Source organism: Bradyrhizobium sp. Crot121, from assembly GCF_059512385.1.
Genome location: NZ_JCAMOR010000009.1, coordinates 1 through 16,516 on the forward strand (window position 1 = coordinate 1; position 16,516 = coordinate 16,516).

Consider the following 16,516-nt stretch of genomic DNA (forward strand, 5'->3'; position numbering starts at 1 on the left):
GACGATCGCGAGCCGCCCCTCATTCGGGTGAGACGCGCGGAGTTAAATCACTGATTTGCCCGACGACGGAAGCGGAAATGTTTTTTGTGTGAGGGCTGGACGGGGCAAATCAGGTTGAAATCGCTCGCGAATTTTTCTCCGTCATTCCGGGGCGATGCGAAGCATCGAGCCCGGAATCCATCCAACCACAGAGCATGCGGCGAAATGGATTCCGGGCTCGCGCTGCGCGCGCCCCGGAATGACGGACAAAACTTGGCGTGGGCGAAATGGTGGGTTACGCATCGGCCAAAGCTCGTCGAAGCCACAATCGCGCCCCGGGAGAAACTCATGCGCACCCATTCCATCGCTGCCATTCCTGCCGACGGTATCGGCCCCGAGGTGATCTCGTCGGGCATTCGTGTGCTGGAGGCGCTGGCGAAACGCTCCGGCGATGTTGCCTTCCAGTTCAAGACGTTCGACTGGGGCTCGGACTACTATAAGAAGCACGGCGTCATGATGCCGGCGGACGGGCTCAATGAGCTGAAGAAGTTCGATGCGATCTATTTTGGCGCGGTCGGCGCGCCCGATGTGCCCGACCACATCACGCTGTGGGGACTGCGGCTGCCGATCTGCCAGGGTTTTGACCAATACGCCAATGTGCGGCCGACCAAGATCCTGCCCGGCGTCGCCTCGCCACTGCGCAATGTCGGCGTCGGCGATCTCGACTGGGTGATCGTGCGCGAGAATTCGGAAGGCGAATATGCCGGCGCCGGCGGACGCGCGCATAAGGGCCTGCCCGAAGAGGTCGGCACCGAAGTTGCGATCTTCACCCGCGTCGGTGTTACGCGCATCATGCGCTATGCGTTTCGGCTCGCGCAGTCGCGACCACGGAAGTTTCTCACCGTGGTGACGAAATCGAACGCGCAGCGGCACGGCATGGTGATGTGGGACGAGATCGCCGCCGAAGTGGCGCAGCAATTCCCCGATGTCACCTGGGACAAGATGCTGGTCGACGCCATGACGGTGCGCATGACGCTCAACCCGAAAAGTCTCGACACCATCGTCGCGACCAACCTGCACGCCGACATCCTGTCCGATCTCGCAGGCGCGCTCGCCGGCAGCCTCGGCGTCGCGCCAACAGGCAATATCGACCCCGAGCGCCGCTTCCCCTCGATGTTCGAGCCGATCCACGGCTCGGCCTTCGACATTACCGGCAAGGGCATTGCCAACCCGGTCGCGACTTTCTGGACCGGCGCACAGATGCTGGAGCATCTCGGCGAGAAGGACGCGGCCATGCGTCTGATGGCGGCGGTGGAACGCGTCTGCGCCGCCGGCGTGCTGACGCCCGACGTCGGCGGCAAAGCGACGACGAAAGAGGTGACGGACGCCGTGATCGACGCGATTCAGGGATCGAATGTATGAAGCCCCCCTCTCCCCCGCTCTTGCGCAGAACTTCGGACGAATGACTGCCCAGCCGTCATTGCGAGCGAAGCGAAGCAATCCATCGAGCCGCGTGCGCGGAAGCATGGATTGCTTCGTCGCTATCGCTCCTCGCAATGACGGCGCTATTTCTGGCGGCAGTTCTGCCGCACCTGTCTCTACCGCCGCTTCGTCAGCCTGCCCATGATCGGCTTGAGCAGTTGCGGCGCAAGATAGATCGGGAATTGCGATAGCGCGAAGTAGAGCCAGGTCAGGCCCGGCAGCACGCCGTCGGTGGCGGCGACCATCAGGCCCATGTTCCGCTGCGACACCATCACGGCCAAGGAAAGCGCGCGCTCCATGCCGAAGCGGCGAAACACCAGCATGGTGCCGGCGAGCAGCGCAAAGAACACCGCAAAGGCGAGCAGCGTCAGCCCCAGCGCCTGCAGCGGTTCACGCCAAAAACTCGGCGCGACCGGACCCATGACTGCGCAAACGAACACCAGGAGGATCAGGATGTTGAGGCCGTCAATCGGCGCCTTGTGGCGCTCGATGGCGGCAAGCCCGAACAACCATCGGATGATCGCGGCGGCCGCGAGCGCGCCGGCCAGGATCAGAAACAGTTTTGCGCCGAGGGCGACCGGCGACAATGTCAAGGCAGAGCCGAAGAAGAGATAGGCGAACAGCGGCGCGGTGAGCGGCACCAGCGCGGTGCCGGTCACCAGCGTGATCAGCACCAGCGTGGCGTCCAACCCCATCAGCGCCGCGAGCGAGGGCGACGCCATCATCGGCGAAGCCACCGCCTGCAGCATCAGGCCCAGGAACAGATCCGGCGACGCCGTGCGCAGGCCCGTCGCAAGCCAGAACATGCCGGTGATGGCCGGGACCGCCAGCAGCGTCCATCCCGTCGCGGTCACAACGATCGCAGGCCGGCGCAAATAGAGCCGCAGCGCGGAGAGGTCCACGCGCATGAAGGAAATGCAGAGCAGGAGAAAGACGGCTTCGGTGACGAAGGGCCGCAAGGCTTCGCCGAGCGGCGGGATCGCGATGCCGATGAACACCAGGGCAGCAACGGCGCGTGTACCCTGGCGGCCAAGCCATGCAAGCGGCCTGACGATGGCGGCGATGATAGCAGTCAAGGCAACAGGCATCGGCGTTCTCCTGATAGAGCCGCAGCACGGGGAGACCTGTTGAGACAAGAACACGCGCCCGCCGGACCGCGGCGGCACTCGTTCATGTTTTGCAGATGAGACAAGACGACGTGCCGCTCCTTAAAAGGAGCGCCACCAGCGCGACGCAGTGAGGGTCAGGCAATCGTCCATGGGACTTGATTGGCATCGTGCGACGCCATTGGCAAGAGGCGCAGTGTCGTCCTGGCGAAAGCCAGAACCCATAACCACAAGCGGTTGTTGTGGCGTGCAAGTGGTTGCAGCGGAGCACACGCCAAACACTTGTGGTTATGGGTCCCGGCTCAAGGCTGGGACGACAGCGTCATTGCGGCAACGGAAGTGTTCAACACGGCCGCTTCAAAAACCAAACCGCCCGTCTGCTTTCGCAAACGGGCGGCTCAGGGCCATCAGGTTTTATGGGGGCACATCGCCTGAAGGCTAGCTCTCGATCTTATTCTTGACGCGTTTTCTTCACGCGAACCGGTGCCCACTTCGCTTGAAAACGCTATGGCTTTAGCCCTGCTGCGGCGGGGGCTGGTCGTTCGGCGGAGTCGGACGCTGGCGATGCTGGTTCATGAAGGCGTCGAACTCTTCCTTGTCCTTGGCGTGGCGCAGGCGGCTCAGGAATTCCTTGAACTCCTTCTGCTCCTCTTCGAGACGCTGCAGCGTCTCGGCGCGGTATTCGTCGAAGGCGCGGTTGCCGCTCGAGGGCGAACCAAAGCCCCAGCCGAAGCCGCGGCGCTCCATGCGGTCGCGCATGCGATCCATCTTGTACTGCATCCGCTCCATCTTGTTCTGCCAGCGATCCTGATCGTGGTGACTCCAGCAACCCATTCTTCTGCTCCCGAGTGTGAAAAAGAGGAGGGCGAGCCCGATCGGCCACCAAATGATGAAGCCGAGAATGGTCACGGCAATCCAGCCGGGGTGCCACGGGCTTTCGAACATGCGTGGGCGGTAGGGTTCTTCCACAGGGCCGCGCCATCGATTGACATCTGCGGTGTAGGCCATTTCCCTTCTCCATCACGGCATCACGCCGTTGTGAATGTAAATAACATTTACATACTTGGCCGATCCATTCCGAAAGTCAAGCCGACCCCACGGGGGTGCGACAAAATTATTTCGGCAATTTTATTTCGGTTTGCCCCAAGGACCAGCGGGCTTCTCCTCCGCCGGCTCGGGTGTGCGCTCGGTGGGGAAGCCGAGGCCGCGCAGATAGATCAGGACTTCGGCCTCCAGCAGCTCTTCCGGCGTCATCGGCAGTTTGCGACGCGCGGCGTCACCACGGCCAAATAACGAAGCGACACCGTGCGACATCGCCCAGATGTGCAGCGCCATCATCATCGCCGGCGGACGCGGCACGCCGGGCGGCGCCAAAGCCGCAAGCCGCTCGGCGGCGGCACGAATGACGGCAAAGGCGCGTTCGCTTGCCGCCATCAGTGCAGGAGTTGTCTCGACCGGAACGCCGGATTCGAACATCGCCGAATAGAACGCCGGCTCCTCGCGGGCGAAGGCTAGATAGGCCTTGCCGACGCGCTCAAACGCAGTGATCGTGTCCGGACGGCCGTCGTCCCAGGCCTGCGTCAGGAGCTGCTCGAACTGCTCGAAGCCGCGCTGGGCGATGCTCGACAATAGTTCGTCGCGGTCGCGGAAATGCCGATAGGGCGCGGCGGGGCTGACGCCGGCCATGCGCGCGGCGTCGGCGAAGGTGAAGCCGGCCGGCCCCTTCTGCGAAATCAAGTCGAGCGCCGCCTGCAGCAAGGCTTCTTTGAGATTGCCGTGATGATAGCCGCGCTCGCCGCGGCGCTGATCCTTGCGCCAGCTCATGTGAAAAGCTCTTACATGAGCCGGATGCAAAGGTCACTAGGGCCGAGGGCGCAACTTCGCGTCATTCCGGGGCGGCTCGCAGAGCCGAACCCGGAAGCTCGAGATTCCGGGTTCGATGCTATCGCATCGCCCCGGAATGACGGCGGTTCGTAGCCCGGGCGGAGCCAACGGGTCGCGCGAACGCGCGCCCGATGACAGGCTCCGCGCAACCCGGGACGGCTGTGTCCGCATTTCCGGGCCCCGGGTGACGCTGGCGCTTCACCCGAGCTGCAGGGCTGGCGGCGAAATTAACGGCCCGGAATCGGAAGGACCGGCATGATCTCCACGGAGTCGCCCGGGAAGATCGCGAAATGCGGGTGGTTCTCGAACATTTTGGCCGCGGCCTCCTGCGAGGCGGCGCGCACCACGGTGAACCCGGTCAACTGATTGGTGATGTCGGCAATGCCGTTCGCATCGACCTTCTTGGTCTTGCCGAGCGGGCCGCCCATCTCGACGATCACGCTCTGGTGCTTTTCGACCCAGGCGCCCCACGCCGCCATCCCCTGCTGCTCCTTGGCGCGCCGCTCGGCCTCCGGCAGCGCACGCCAGGCCGTCATTCGCGCGCCGTTCATGCTGCCGAGATAGACGGCGAGGAACGTATCGTTGCTGCTCATGTGCTTCTCCCTTGCGTTGAATTGACGATCGGTGCGTGGCTCAGCGGTGCGCCGAGTCCCGCTGCAGTTCTTCGAAGCCGGCGGCTGCCTTCTGCACCTCCTCCGAGAAATCGCTCATTTCCTGCACCTGGCGGATCTCGATGATCTCGTTCTCGCTGGCCGGGCATCGCTTGGCCCATTCGATCGCCTCCGCACGCGAGGCCACGTTGATCATCCAGTAGCCGCCGAGCACTTCCTTCGATTCGGTGAACGGACCGTCGGTGACCACGGGCTTGCCGGTCGCGAAAGAGACGCGGGCGCCCGCCGACGGCGGATGCAGGCCGTCCAGCGCGATCAGGACGCCGGCGTCCTTCAGCGCCTGGTTGTATTGCATCATCGCCCTAACGCGTTCGGGGTCGAGGTCGATCTTCGGCGGCGCGGTCTCAAAGCCGAGCGGGATCATCAGCATCATGAATCGCATGGGTGGTTCCTTTGGGTGGGCGGAGCGTCATTCTCTCCGTCGTCATTCCGGGGCATCGCGGAGCGATGAGCCCGGAATCCATTACTCCGCTTGCGCATGGGGCCTGATGGATTCCGGGCTCGTCCTTCGGACGCCCCGGAATGACGGAGAAGCCATTAGTTTCGAGCGACCTGGGCGCGCAGGCGCTCTTCCTGCTCGCGCAGTTCGGGGGTCAATGCCTCGCCGAAATCCTCGGTGGAGAACACCTGCCGGATCTCGATCTCGCCGTCCTCGAACGGGGCACGCTTCATCCAGTCGATCGCTTCATCGAGCGATTTGGTCTCGATCAGCCAGAAGCCGGCGACGAGATCGTTGCTCAAGCTGAACGGCCCGTGGCTGACGCGGGGCTGCCCGCCGCCATAGCCGACCCGCGCGCCCTTCGCACTCGGATGCAGGCCCTCGCCGGCTTGCAGGACGCCGGCCTTGACCATCTCCTCGTTGAAGGCGCCCATCGCGGCCAGAAGTTCCGTCGAGGGCATCACGCCGGCTTCGGTGTCACGGCTGGCCTTCACTATCACCATGAATCGCATCGTCTCGCGCTCCGTTAGGGGGTCACTTATTGGTTTGGTCACTTGTCTTCAGGCACTCGCAGATAAGACGAACCGGGTCTTGCCGCACCGACAGGTCCCTGCAAAATTATTCTGGAGATAATTGCGGCAATTGGGCGCGGGCGGCGTGCCCACCCTACGCGCCCTGCTTGACGAATTTGCCATCCTGATAGGTGGCGCCGAAATAGACGTCGATGCGCTTCACCTTGTCGCCGTCGAAGGCAAAGAACTCGGTATTGCGGAAGCTGTTTCCGTCCTTCGCCACGCAGCGATAGGTCACGAAGGCCTCGTCGCCTTTGACGAAGATCCGTTCCAGCTCATGGCTCGCGATCCAATCGCTATCCCGCCAGCAGCGGGCGAAATAGGTCAGCTTGTCCAGATTGTCGTCATAGGGGCTGGTGAAACGGAAGTCGTCGGTGAAGGCCGCCTCGACGCGCTGGCGGTCGTTCGCCAGATAGGCGGCGAAGATCGCGCGGATGATCCCGGCTTTGTCGGTGGATGGCATTCAGCTCTCCTTCGGCACCAGCTTGAAATAGGGCTCGGCCTCCTTCATCACCCGCGCGAAGGACGGACGCGCTTTCAGGCGCTCGAAATAAGCGCGCAGATTCTCGTGCTCGTCGCCCAACGGCACCATCATGTTGCCGTAGAACAAGGACGGCGCGGCGGCGCAATCGGCAAGCGTGAACGCCTCGCCCGCCGCCCAGCCGCCGGGCGCCAACTGCTCGTCGATGATGCGGTAGGAGGCGAGCAGCTGCGCCCTCGCCTCCTCGACGCCAAACGGATCCTTGCTGTCGGCCGGCCGCAGCCGGTCGCCGACGATCTTCTGCATCGGCAGGTGCAGATAGAGATCATAGAAGCGTTCACGCAGCCTGGTCTGCCAGGCGAGATCGGCCTCAGCCGGAATGAACTTGGTGCGGCCGGGATAATGGCGGTCGAGATAGTCGATGATGATGCTGGATTCCGGCACGACCTGGTTCCGCGCATGGTCCTGCAGCACCGGGAAGCGCCCGATCGGCGACAGTTTCAACAGCGCCGCGCGCTCGGCAGGATTGGAAAGGTCGACGGGATGGGGCGCGAACGGGACGTCGTTCTCATAGAGGGCGATGAGCACCTTCCAGCAGAACGACGACAGCGGGTGATAGTGCAGCGTCAGCGACATGGAAACTCCTGTTGCCGGCGGCCGGATGTGCCGCCACAGGGAAGACGAAGCAGGGCTCAGGGCGCCCGACATCGCCGGCGGATTTATTTCGCGGCCGCAGACCTTGCTTTCGCCAGGTAGACGGCGCAACAGGATCCGATATCGGAAAACGTTGGAACATCCATGACTTCATCTTCGCAGAAGGTCGCGCTCGTCACCGGAGCGGCGCGCGGCATCGGGCTTGCCACCGCCAGGCGATTCCTTGCCGAGGGCTGGCGCGTGGCGCTATTGGATATCGAGCGCGAATTGCTGAACGAGGCGGTCGCGAGCCTCAAACAGGCCGAGAACACGCTGGCGCTGCCTTGCGACGTCTCCGACGCCGCTGCTGTCGCGGCAGCAGTCGCCGCGGTGGAAAAACGCTTCGGCCGGCTCGATGCGCTCGTCAACAATGCCGGGGTTGCGGTGTTCGCGCCGCTGCTCGAGACCTCGGACGCCGATTGGAGCCGGATCCTGGCGGTGAACCTCACCGGACCGTTCCTTTGCGCCAAGGCAGCCGCGCCGCTGATGCGCGAGCATGGCGGCGGCGCCATCGTCAATATCACCTCGATCTCGGCGGTGCGCGCTTCGACGCTGCGCTCGGCCTACGGCACCAGCAAAGCAGGGCTAGCGCATCTGACCAAGCAGCTCGCGGTCGAGCTCGCCTCGCTCGGCATCCGTGTCAATGCGGTGGCGCCTGGCCCGGTCGACACCGCGATGGCGAAAGCGGTGCATACGGCCGCCATCCGCGCCGATTATCACGACGCGATCCCGCTCAACCGCTACGGCCTCGAGGAGGAACTGGCGGAAGCGATCTTCTTCCTCAGCTCCGAGCGCGCAAGCTACATCACCGGGCAGATCCTCGCGGTCGACGGCGGTTTCGATGCCGCCGGCATCGGATTGCCGACGCTGCGCGGACAAGGGCGGAACGGCTAGGGCCACCGGTTGACCGCGATGACGCGCCAGCCAGTAGCCAAGCGATCGATCCGGGTCAGCGACAGCGGATCGATCACGAACCGCAAGGCGTTCTCAGCCTGTAGGTCAAGCGCGATTGCGAGCACGGCGCGGATCGTGCCGGAATGCACGACCAACACGGCATCGCCCGCCGGCAGCGATGCCAGCCCCTCTCTCGCGCGCGCGATCTGATCGACGAAGCTTTCGCCGCCGGGCGGCCGGTTGCGCGCCGGCGATCGCCAGAAGGCCTGATAGGCGTCGCCGAGCTCAGCCACGAGATCGTTGTGACGCCGCCCGGTCCAGGCGCCGAAATCCTGTTCACGAAAGGCGGCGTTCTCGACCGCTGCGAGCCCGAGCGCGGCCGCGGTCTCCCGCGTGCGACGCGCCGGGCTGCAGGCCGCGAACGCGCCTTGCGGCAGCCTTGCCTTCAGCGCGGCAAGCGCCGCTTCGTCACCGAGGTCGGCCGGCGCGTCCGGGCCATGGATGACCCCTTTCGGCCCATCGACGGGCGCGTGCCGGATCAGCCACAGGTTGGTTTCGATGTTCATCTTGAAGCCTGGGCCAGCCTTGCGGCGAGCAGCATCATGCGAAGGAATCGCATGTAGTTCGATAGTCTAGACGAAGCTGCATGACAAAATCTTGCCGCATGCGACGCCGCTAAATATGCGAGGAGAACGAGGAGATCGGGGAGCCAGCGGATGTCAAGGGCGGTGATCAAGGCGGCTTTGATCGCAGCGGCGCTGCTCGGAGCAAGTTCGTTCGCGCGCGCCGAGGTCCGCATCCTGGCAAGCCCGGGCGGACAAGTCGAGCCGTTCATCGAATTGTTCGCGCGCGTGCGCGCCTCCGGCGAGCGCGTGGTGATCGACGGGCCCTGCCTGTCGGCCTGCACACTGGTGCTCTCGATGGTTCCGAACAACCGCATCTGTGTGACGCGGCGCGCCGTGCTCGGCTTCCATGCCGCGCGTTCGGTCGACAGGAGCGGACGTTTCTATGCCGAGCCGGAGGCCTCCGAGGCGGTGCTCGAGGCCTATCCGGCACCGGTGCGCGGCTGGATCGTAAGCCACGGCGGATTGACGTCGCGGCTTTTGCTGTTGCGCGGACGCGACCTCTCGGCGATCTATCCGCGGTGCCGATAGCTCACATTCCTTCGGCGGGGCAGTTCACCATCCAGGGGATGCCGAACTGATCGACGCACATGCCAAAACCCTTGGCCCAGAAGGTCGGCGTGAAGGCCATGGTCACGGTGCCGCCTTCCGCGAGCGCCTTGAACTTGCGTTCGCCGTCGGCGGGGTCTTCCACGGTGAGAGAGACCGCAAAGCCCTGCGGCTTGTTGAAATATTCCGGCGGCGAATCGGAGGCCATGATGATCTCGCCGTCGATCGTGATCTTGGCGTGCATGATCTTCTTCTTCCAATCGGGCGCGACCGGCATCGATTCCGGCGCCTGCTCATGGGTGAGTATCGCCTCGATCTTCGCGCCGAGCACCTTCTCATAGTATTTCAGCGCCGCTTCGCAATTGCCGCTGTAGAACAGATAGGGATTGACCTGCATGGCTTGCTCCTTGGGTTTGAGGGCAGTAGCGGAAAACTATTTCTTTGAAGATTTGGCGCCGCGCGGTTGGCTGTCGCGGATCAGGCGGTCGAGATGCATGCGGATGTGAGCGGCCTCCGCGGTCGTGTTGGCAAGCGCGATGGCGCGGTCGAAGGCGACGCGGGCCTCGTCATTGCGGCCGAGCTGCATCAGGAAGGCGCCGCGGACGCCATAGAAGTGGAAATAGTTCTGCAGCCGCTGGGCGAGCGGATCGATCATCTCGAGCGCCTCTTCCGGCCCGCGTACCTTCGAGACCGCAACCGCGCGGTTCAGCGTCACCACCGGCGAAGGCTGCATAACCTCGAGCGCGCCGTAGAGTAGGTCGATCTGTATCCAGTCAGTGTCTTCGGGCTTTTCGGCGCGGGCATGCAATGCGGAGATCGCGGCCTGCACCTGATAGGGACCGCTGCGGCGATGGCGCATCGCCTTGTCGATCAGCGCCAGCCCCTCGGCGATTAAGGTCTGGTTCCACAGGCGGCGGTCCTGGTCCTCGAGCAGGATCACGGCGCCGTCGGCATCGAACCGCGCCGCAGCGCGGGCGTGCTGCAACAACAACAGCGCGGTCAGCCCCATGATCTCCGGCTCGCTCTGGAACAGGCGCAGCAGCAGCCGCGCCAGCCGGATTGCTTCTTCGCAGAGGGGGCTGCGGATCTCGGCGGTGTCCCCGCTCGCCGAATAGCCCTCGTTGAAGATCAGGTAGATCATCGCCGCGACGGAAGCGAGGCGCTCGCTGCGTTCGGCCGCACCCGGCGCCTCGAACGGCACTTTCGCCTCCGCCACGCGCGCCTTCGCACGGGTGATGCGCTGCTCCATCGCGGCCTCGCTGACCAGGAAGGCGCGCGCGATCTGTTTCACAGAAAGGCCGGAGACGATGCGCAGCGCCAGCGCGATCTGCTGGGTCGGCGGCAAATCGGGATGGCAGCAGATGAACAGCAGCCGCAGGATGTCGTCGCGATAATGCGAGCCGTCGAGCCGTTCGGCGAGTGCGTCTTCGGCGTCGTCGAGATCGGAGATCGCCTGGTCGTCGTCCGGCAGCGCCTCCTGCTTGCGACTGCGCCTGATATCGTCGATCCCGACGTTGCGACCGACCATGATCAGCCACGCCGCGGGATCGCGCGGCGGACCGTTCTGCGGCCAGCTCTTCAGCGCGCGCAGGCAGGCGTTCTGGTACGCCTCCTCCGCCCGGTCGAGATCGCGGAAATAGCGGAGCAGCGCGCCGACCGCCTGGGGTCGCGCCGAAGTCAGCGCGGCGTCGATCCAGGCGGTATCGGTCACGGCTGAACACTCCCCGGGTTGAAAACCCCGACGGGCCTGATCTCATAGGCGCCGCCCGGATTGGCCGCGCCGAGATCGCGCGCGACCTCGAGCGCCTCGTCGAGATTCTTGCAGTCGACGACATAGAAGCCGAGCAGCTGCTCCTTGGTCTCGGCAAAAGGACCGTCCAGCACCAGCGGCGGATCGTCCTTGCGCAGCGTGGTCGCCGCCGTGGTCGGCAACAGCCGCGCCACCGGCCCCAGCCGGCCCTGCTTGGCCAGTTTCTCCTGCACGACGGAAAGTTTCTTCATGACGGCCGCGTCCTGTTCCTTGGTCCAGGAACCGACCATGTCCTCGTCGTGATAGCAAAGGATGGCATACAGCATGCGTCAGGCATCTCCGTTGTGTTGAAGACGAACGATTATGCCCGCAGCCGACAACACTTAGAAGAAATTTTGAGAAGGGGTGAGTTCCGCACCGCGGCCGCCGTCATTGCGAGCCAACGGGTCGCGCGAACGCGCACCCGATGACAGGCTCCGCGAAGCAATCCATGCCTCCACGAGTGGCGAGATGGATTGCTTCGCTCCGCTCGCAATGACGCGGGGCGGCAGCTTCCGCATCACCAGTAGATTCCGTACTTCGCCGCAATACGACGCGCCTTGGCTTCGTCGTCGCGCCAGCTATGGGCGTGGGCTTTCTCAAAGTCTCGCCTTGATCGGTGGCAGGAGAGTATGCGACCGATTCGATTCGTTATGTGATACAGGTCACGTTGTTGGCGAGGGGTTCAGGAATGACGAAAGGCGCGCTGGCGTTGCTGGTACATGGCGGCACCGAAAACTGGTCGCCGGTACGGTGGAAAGCCCGGTTCGACGAAGTCTGCCGGGACAGGCGCGTGCTGCTGTTACCCGATGCGGGCGCCGATCCCGCTGATGTGCACTACGCCGCGGTCTGGAAGCCGCGCCCGGGCGAACTTGCGGCGTTTCCGAATTTGCGCGTGATCTTCAATCTCGGCGCCGGCGTCGACGCGCTGATGGCGGATGCCTCGTTGCCCAACGTGCCGCTGGTCCGCGTCGCGGTGTCCGATCTCACCGGCCGGATGACGGAATATGTGACGCTGCACGTGCTGATGCATCACCGCCAGGAACTGTACTTACGCGAGTCGCAGCGCGAGAAACGCTGGGCGCCTCGGCATCAATGGGCAGCGGGCGCGATCACGGTCGGCATCATGGGAATGGGCACGCTGGGGGCCGACGCGGCGCAGGTGCTGCGGGCGATCGGCTTCCGCGTGGTTGGCTGGAGCCGCAGCGCGAAGCAGATCGACGGCATCGAATGCTTTGCCGGGACGGAACAGCTCGGCGCCTTCCTGCAACAGACCAACATCCCGGTCTGCCTGCTGCCGCTGACGCCGGACACGCGGCACGTGCTCAACCGCGACGTCTTTGCCAAACTGAACCGCAACAGCCCTATGGGCGCGCCGGTCCTGATCAATGCCGGCCGCGGCGGATTGCAGGATGAGGTCGACATTTTGCGCGCGCTCGACGACGGCACACTCGGCGCCGCCTCGCTCGACGTCTTCGAGACCGAACCGCTGCCTGCGGACAGCCCGTTCTGGAGCCATCCGAAGGTGGTGCTGACGCCGCACAATGCGGCCGACACCGATCCGGACGAGATCTCGAAATATGTCGCGCGGCAGATCGAGCGCTATGAGGCCGGCGACGCGCTGGAGCACGTGGTCGACCGCAGGCGGGGGTATTAGCGCAACTGTCGCGCCGGGCTTCAGTTATTCAAGAACGTAGGTGTCGCGAGAAGCGTCGCTTTCGGAGAGAAAGCTGACGTGCTGCGAACCTGACAACATCGATGCCTTTGACGCCTTCCGGACATTTGAGGGCTGGCAATCGTGGCTCGAGGAGCGCATAAAACCTCAATGACTGGGACTCGTCATCGAGGGTGCAGGTGCGGCGCTGTTTATAATCGCTCCGAAGCCATGGCTGAGAGCCGTGAGATCGGCAGCTTCGAATGTGCCGTTTGCGGAGCAACGATGGAGACGTGGAATACGGCGTGGGTTCCGACATATCGCCTGATCGCAGGTCCGGTGAGGCCGCCTGAAAAATAGAACGACCGAGCGCGAGCGCCTTTAGGAACCGGGTTAACATACGATCGTTGATCGCTCGGTTAGCCTTGCTGACGATTGGTCACAATGACGCGGTATTAGCCGTGAGCGAAGTCGCATTGCGCAGATCGTCCAAAGCAGTCGATGCATTGGGAAAGTAAGGGCCGCCTCAGTTACCAGCCCTCACTTCGTTGAATGTCAACTTCCGGCTCCAAGGCGCCCGTAATGGACGACCTTGAGTCTGGAGCGTCATCATCTTGCGCAAGGGATAGCTCCCGCTTCCCTGTTCAGTCGGAACCCATCGGGAGGACTGCTCGTTGGTTTTCTGATTGTGCCGAGGCGCGGGCCGCCACGGCCACTCTGTTTGCAAACTGAAAGGTCCGATGAGAAAACCGGTAAGCCGTTCCACCCAAGCTCAGGTTGCAGGCTTTAGTCCTTCGGAATCATTGCTGAGGGCCATCGTAGCATGGATAGATGAGCAGGAAGACAAGCCTGGCTTGTCCGAGGCGATAAGCCGCCTGGTGCAACTGGGACTTACGTCGCACGCCGATCAGGATCGCCAGAAGCAGAGCGCTCGCAAAATGGCTGGCGACACGATCGATGGCATAGGCGACACAACGACGACGGCAGATGATCGGGCAGTGCGCAAGCGTGATCTACTCGACGGCCCCAAGGAGTTCGACCGCGTGCGAATTGATCGCCCCAAGCGTAGTAAGCCGACCCGACGATAAGCCGAGCACCTCGAAGCCGCTGACATTGGGCGACTGAAGATCACCAGAAACAAGGAGGAGACGCATGAGACAGCATTCCCCATCGGATGCAGCCAATGAGGCGAATAATCTGTTCAAGCAGACCGAAAACAAAGTGATCACTGAGTACGAAAAGGCCGAACAGGCGTTCCATGCAAATCGGGAGCGGCTGAAAGCTGAACGGTTGGCCAGGGAAGCGGAGCGACGAAGTCAGCTCGACAGGGCGCCCTAGATGTCGCATTTCTAATTTGATGACGAGTCGCTTGCCGCAGACGAAGAAGGCCTGGGGTTGACCAGTCAAAGGGCCGCGGGGGCAATGTGTTGCCGATATCGAAGGAGCTTGAAACGTTTACGGATATCGATAGCTTGCCACGGAAGCGCGGGACGAACGAAGCCTCGTCTCCAGAGCGACATTGGTCTGCGAAAGAGTCCAGGCATTCAATTGAGATCGCGAAAAGCGCTCTTGCAAACCTAGTCCGGCTTGACAACTAGAGCATCGAAAGTACGACAATCCCGTCTTCGAGCTCGCCTGAAGCAAGACGCGCCCGCGCCATACGCTCGAATTCTGTTCGATGCTTCTGCAGATAGCTGAAGGCCTGCTTCTGCGTGCTGAATGTCGTCGCTAACCGGCACATTTGTCGATTTGCGCCGAACGCGAGAAAGAAGGTGATCGTCCCGCCGCCGTCCGACCTGGCTCTACGCACGACCCGCGCTCTCTGGCATGTGATCGGCCCTCCCAATTTTCTTCGCCGTTGGCCCTGGTTGCAGGTCGCTAAATCCGCGGCTTCCTTGGGCGCTTCTTTGGCGCAGGCACTGGAGGCAAAGCTACTCGAAGGGCTGCGTCAGCTGCTTCCTTGGCCTCACGCGTCTCTCGAAGTCGCGCCATGTTCGTGCGAACTTCGATCGCATGCCTTTCGACGTCTGCCAATGCCCGCGCCCCCTCTTCAGCGGCCAGGCGCTTGCGATAGGAACGCGCAATGCCTTCGGGGGATGGCTCTGTCGGCTTCTTCGCGCTCATCGCTCACCGGGCTCCACAACGGACAAAACCCGCTCAATCCGAGGATCGAGCGGGCAGAGGGTCCGTTTCAGTACATCCGTGAAACGGCGCCGACGATATCAAGCCAGCGAGAGGTTCTCAGCGCTGACCTTGCCTCGCATCTTGTCGGTCTTGACCTCGAAATTGACCTTCTGACCCTCTCCGAGTCCGGAAAGGCCAGCCCGTTCAACAGCGCTGATGTGAACGAACACATCGTTGCCACCGTCGTTCGGCTGGATGAAACCAAAGCCTTTTTGGCCATTGAACCACTTAACAATACCTGTAGTCATTTTCTTCTCCAAAGCGCGCAAGCGCATGCCGCGCGACAGCCGCGCGGTTATCTTCAACTTCGTCGATGTCTTTGGAAAAGGAGCCCGCAGGCGCATTCAACAAGGCACAGCGGCTAATCGAACAAGTCCTATATACATCACTTTTCGGATTTTGCAAGGAGAGAAGCCAACTTGTTCGCCCAGCCAATTCTGGTGCTCCGATCAGAGAGGCTTTGAGTGAGTCTGTAGGCCTGCAAGAATAGGCTTCCTTGATTGACAGTGGTCAACGAGAGTGGTGACGTTGATGTCACCAAGCTGCATCGCTGTTGCAAGCAGATCAGCACGTCGACTCCGGTGACGAATGTCGCCGCCGCCATCCTCAAAATCGCAATGAAGCTCCTGCGCATTTGACTGCCTGCACGGAAGTGTCGCATTCGCAGCCACAAGCAAGGAGATTCAATTGCAGGTACTTGTCACAGACAACAATGTTGATGGCGGTCTCGGCGAGCGGGAGCGGCCCTGGGATCTCCCCTGCGATCAAAGACGCTAGGCTGCGCGATTAAGAGCCAATGCACGCCGTCAAAGGAGCGCCGCATCACGCGCTGGGAGCATGAGCATGTGGTCGAGGAGGTCCAGAGACGGCTCGATTCCAATCCCGACGCCATGCGGACGCGGCGCGAGACGGTCGAGCATCCCTTCGGCACGATCAAAGCCCGTATGGGTGCGACCCACTTCCTGATGAAGCGCCTACGGAATGTAGCCGCTGAGATGGCGCTGCATGTTCTCGCCTATAACCTCACACGGGTGATGAACATCGTCGGCAAACCGAGCCTGATTGCAGCCATCCGCGCTGCCTGAAGGTCGGAAAGTGCGTCCAAAAGCGCAATACCGCGTCGCATACCCACTTTAGCTGTCATTGGACGATCCGACGCGAGAACATCGGCCGCCTGCAATGACTGGCAACTACGGCCGCCTGCCGACCTATCCGTTTGCACACAACCAAGGCCCTTAGCGGACCTCACTACTGGAGTCGCCAAAGTCCGCTTCCAACGTAAAGCGAACCAGTGTTCACGCGTTGCTACCGGCACAGCTATGGGTCGTAAGCTCCCCCAGATCTTCCCCGCTCACTACGGAAATAGTTCTACGCATCGAAGTTCGGTTACGGTTGAAACATTGCATCTTTCCTGAACTCAGCGGACTGACCAAGTCTCTGGTGAAGATCAATGTGACTTACGTTCTACCTCGGCTCCCAGGCCACTCCTTATCAGGGGCCGCGCAGCATCGTAATC

General features: G+C 62.7%; 21 protein-coding genes and 1 pseudogene. 7 read left to right on the plus strand and 15 right to left on the minus strand.

Annotated elements, in window-relative coordinates:
• Positions 1-327 precede the first annotated feature (327 nt).
• On the plus strand, positions 328-1,401 hold the full coding sequence (locus AC5ZGW_RS11025; protein ID WP_130228248.1) for a tartrate dehydrogenase: 1,074 nt from the start codon (positions 328-330) through the stop codon (positions 1,399-1,401).
• Positions 1,402-1,577: 176 nt separating this feature from the next.
• Here the strand turns inward: AC5ZGW_RS11025 and AC5ZGW_RS11030 are convergent, their stop codons facing one another.
• The 8 genes from AC5ZGW_RS11030 to AC5ZGW_RS11065 form a co-directional block, all read right to left on the minus strand.
• Entirely contained in the window at positions 1,578-2,549 is a 972-nt protein-coding gene (locus tag AC5ZGW_RS11030) for a Na+-dependent transporter (RefSeq protein ID WP_130228246.1), read from the minus strand.
• 531 nt (positions 2,550-3,080) lie between these two features.
• A complete protein-coding gene (locus AC5ZGW_RS11035) occupies positions 3,081-3,575 on the minus strand; it encodes a DUF2852 domain-containing protein (RefSeq protein ID WP_130228245.1) in 495 nt (164 codons plus the stop codon).
• Positions 3,576-3,695: 120 nt separating this feature from the next.
• Positions 3,696-4,391, minus strand: a complete 696-nt coding sequence (locus AC5ZGW_RS11040) for a TetR/AcrR family transcriptional regulator (protein WP_130228244.1) — start codon at positions 4,389-4,391, stop codon at positions 3,696-3,698.
• Between the two features lie 287 nt (positions 4,392-4,678).
• Positions 4,679-5,044: a YciI family protein gene (locus AC5ZGW_RS11045; protein ID WP_463327149.1), complete on the minus strand. Its 366-nt coding sequence runs from the start codon at positions 5,042-5,044 to the stop codon at positions 4,679-4,681.
• A 40-nt stretch (positions 5,045-5,084) separates the two neighbouring features.
• On the minus strand, positions 5,085-5,504 hold the full coding sequence (locus AC5ZGW_RS11050) for a YciI family protein (RefSeq protein WP_130228243.1): 420 nt from the start codon (positions 5,502-5,504) through the stop codon (positions 5,085-5,087).
• A 155-nt stretch (positions 5,505-5,659) separates the two neighbouring features.
• On the minus strand, positions 5,660-6,073 hold the full coding sequence (locus tag AC5ZGW_RS11055; protein ID WP_130228242.1) for a YciI family protein: 414 nt from the start codon (positions 6,071-6,073) through the stop codon (positions 5,660-5,662).
• A 154-nt stretch (positions 6,074-6,227) separates the two neighbouring features.
• Positions 6,228-6,596: a nuclear transport factor 2 family protein gene (locus AC5ZGW_RS11060; RefSeq protein WP_130228241.1), complete on the minus strand. Its 369-nt coding sequence runs from the start codon at positions 6,594-6,596 to the stop codon at positions 6,228-6,230.
• Positions 6,597-7,250, minus strand: coding sequence for a glutathione S-transferase family protein (locus AC5ZGW_RS11065; protein ID WP_130228240.1), 654 nt, complete (start codon positions 7,248-7,250; stop codon positions 6,597-6,599). It abuts the gene before it with no gap.
• A 162-nt stretch (positions 7,251-7,412) separates the two neighbouring features.
• On the opposite strand from AC5ZGW_RS11065, the gene AC5ZGW_RS11070 reads away from it, so the two are divergent.
• Positions 7,413-8,201: an SDR family NAD(P)-dependent oxidoreductase gene (locus AC5ZGW_RS11070; protein WP_130228239.1), complete on the plus strand. Its 789-nt coding sequence runs from the start codon at positions 7,413-7,415 to the stop codon at positions 8,199-8,201.
• Here AC5ZGW_RS11070 and AC5ZGW_RS11075 read toward each other — a convergent pair.
• The gene (locus AC5ZGW_RS11075; protein WP_130228238.1) at positions 8,198-8,767 is read right to left on the minus strand and encodes a histidine phosphatase family protein; all 570 of its coding nucleotides are present in this window, start codon (positions 8,765-8,767) and stop codon (positions 8,198-8,200) included. The two genes, AC5ZGW_RS11070 and AC5ZGW_RS11075, sit on opposite strands and share 4 nt — an antisense overlap.
• 150 nt (positions 8,768-8,917) lie before the next feature.
• On the opposite strand from AC5ZGW_RS11075, the gene AC5ZGW_RS11080 reads away from it, so the two are divergent.
• The gene (locus AC5ZGW_RS11080) at positions 8,918-9,355 is read left to right on the plus strand and encodes a hypothetical protein (RefSeq protein WP_028163682.1); all 438 of its coding nucleotides are present in this window, start codon (positions 8,918-8,920) and stop codon (positions 9,353-9,355) included.
• A gap of 1 nt (position 9,356) precedes the next feature.
• Here the strand turns inward: AC5ZGW_RS11080 and AC5ZGW_RS11085 are convergent, their stop codons facing one another.
• The 3 genes from AC5ZGW_RS11085 to AC5ZGW_RS11095 are packed head-to-tail and all read right to left on the minus strand — an operon-like array spanning position 9,357 to position 11,449.
• Positions 9,357-9,770 (minus strand): VOC family protein, encoded by a 414-nt coding sequence (locus AC5ZGW_RS11085; RefSeq protein ID WP_130228237.1) that lies wholly within the window; start codon positions 9,768-9,770, stop codon positions 9,357-9,359.
• A 36-nt stretch (positions 9,771-9,806) separates the two neighbouring features.
• Positions 9,807-11,084 (minus strand): RNA polymerase sigma factor, encoded by a 1,278-nt coding sequence (locus AC5ZGW_RS11090; RefSeq protein ID WP_130228236.1) that lies wholly within the window; start codon positions 11,082-11,084, stop codon positions 9,807-9,809.
• Entirely contained in the window at positions 11,081-11,449 is a 369-nt protein-coding gene (locus AC5ZGW_RS11095) for a YciI family protein (RefSeq protein WP_130228235.1), read from the minus strand. The genes AC5ZGW_RS11090 and AC5ZGW_RS11095 overlap by 4 nt, the downstream gene beginning before the upstream one ends.
• Positions 11,450-11,853: 404 nt before the next feature.
• Here AC5ZGW_RS11095 and AC5ZGW_RS11100 point away from each other — a divergent pair, with 404 nt between their 5' ends.
• The 3 genes from AC5ZGW_RS11100 (at position 11,854) to AC5ZGW_RS11110 (ending at position 14,154) form a co-directional block, all read left to right on the plus strand.
• Positions 11,854-12,819 carry a 2-hydroxyacid dehydrogenase gene (locus AC5ZGW_RS11100; RefSeq protein WP_130228234.1) on the plus strand — a complete coding sequence of 322 codons (966 nt, stop codon included), beginning with the start codon at positions 11,854-11,856 and terminating at the stop codon, positions 12,817-12,819.
• A 737-nt stretch (positions 12,820-13,556) separates the two neighbouring features.
• The gene (locus AC5ZGW_RS11105) at positions 13,557-13,904 is read left to right on the plus strand and encodes a hypothetical protein (RefSeq protein WP_130228233.1); all 348 of its coding nucleotides are present in this window, start codon (positions 13,557-13,559) and stop codon (positions 13,902-13,904) included.
• Positions 13,905-13,968: 64 nt separating this feature from the next.
• On the plus strand, positions 13,969-14,154 hold the full coding sequence (locus tag AC5ZGW_RS11110; RefSeq protein WP_028163688.1) for a hypothetical protein: 186 nt from the start codon (positions 13,969-13,971) through the stop codon (positions 14,152-14,154).
• Between the two features lie 256 nt (positions 14,155-14,410).
• On the opposite strand, the gene AC5ZGW_RS11115 is transcribed toward AC5ZGW_RS11110, so the two are convergent.
• The 3 genes from AC5ZGW_RS11115 to AC5ZGW_RS11125 form a co-directional block, all read right to left on the minus strand.
• On the minus strand, positions 14,411-14,626 hold the full coding sequence (locus tag AC5ZGW_RS11115) for a hypothetical protein (protein ID WP_130228232.1): 216 nt from the start codon (positions 14,624-14,626) through the stop codon (positions 14,411-14,413).
• A 68-nt stretch (positions 14,627-14,694) separates the two neighbouring features.
• The gene (locus AC5ZGW_RS11120) at positions 14,695-14,940 is read right to left on the minus strand and encodes a transcriptional regulator (RefSeq protein WP_130228231.1); all 246 of its coding nucleotides are present in this window, start codon (positions 14,938-14,940) and stop codon (positions 14,695-14,697) included.
• Between the two features lie 98 nt (positions 14,941-15,038).
• A complete protein-coding gene (locus AC5ZGW_RS11125; protein ID WP_130228251.1) occupies positions 15,039-15,248 on the minus strand; it encodes a cold-shock protein in 210 nt (69 codons plus the stop codon).
• Positions 15,249-15,776: 528 nt separating this feature from the next.
• Between AC5ZGW_RS11125 and AC5ZGW_RS11130 the strand changes: the two are divergent.
• Positions 15,777-16,085, plus strand: a pseudogene (locus AC5ZGW_RS11130) (transposase); the annotation flags it as partial.
• Between the last annotated feature and the right edge of the window lie 431 nt (positions 16,086-16,516).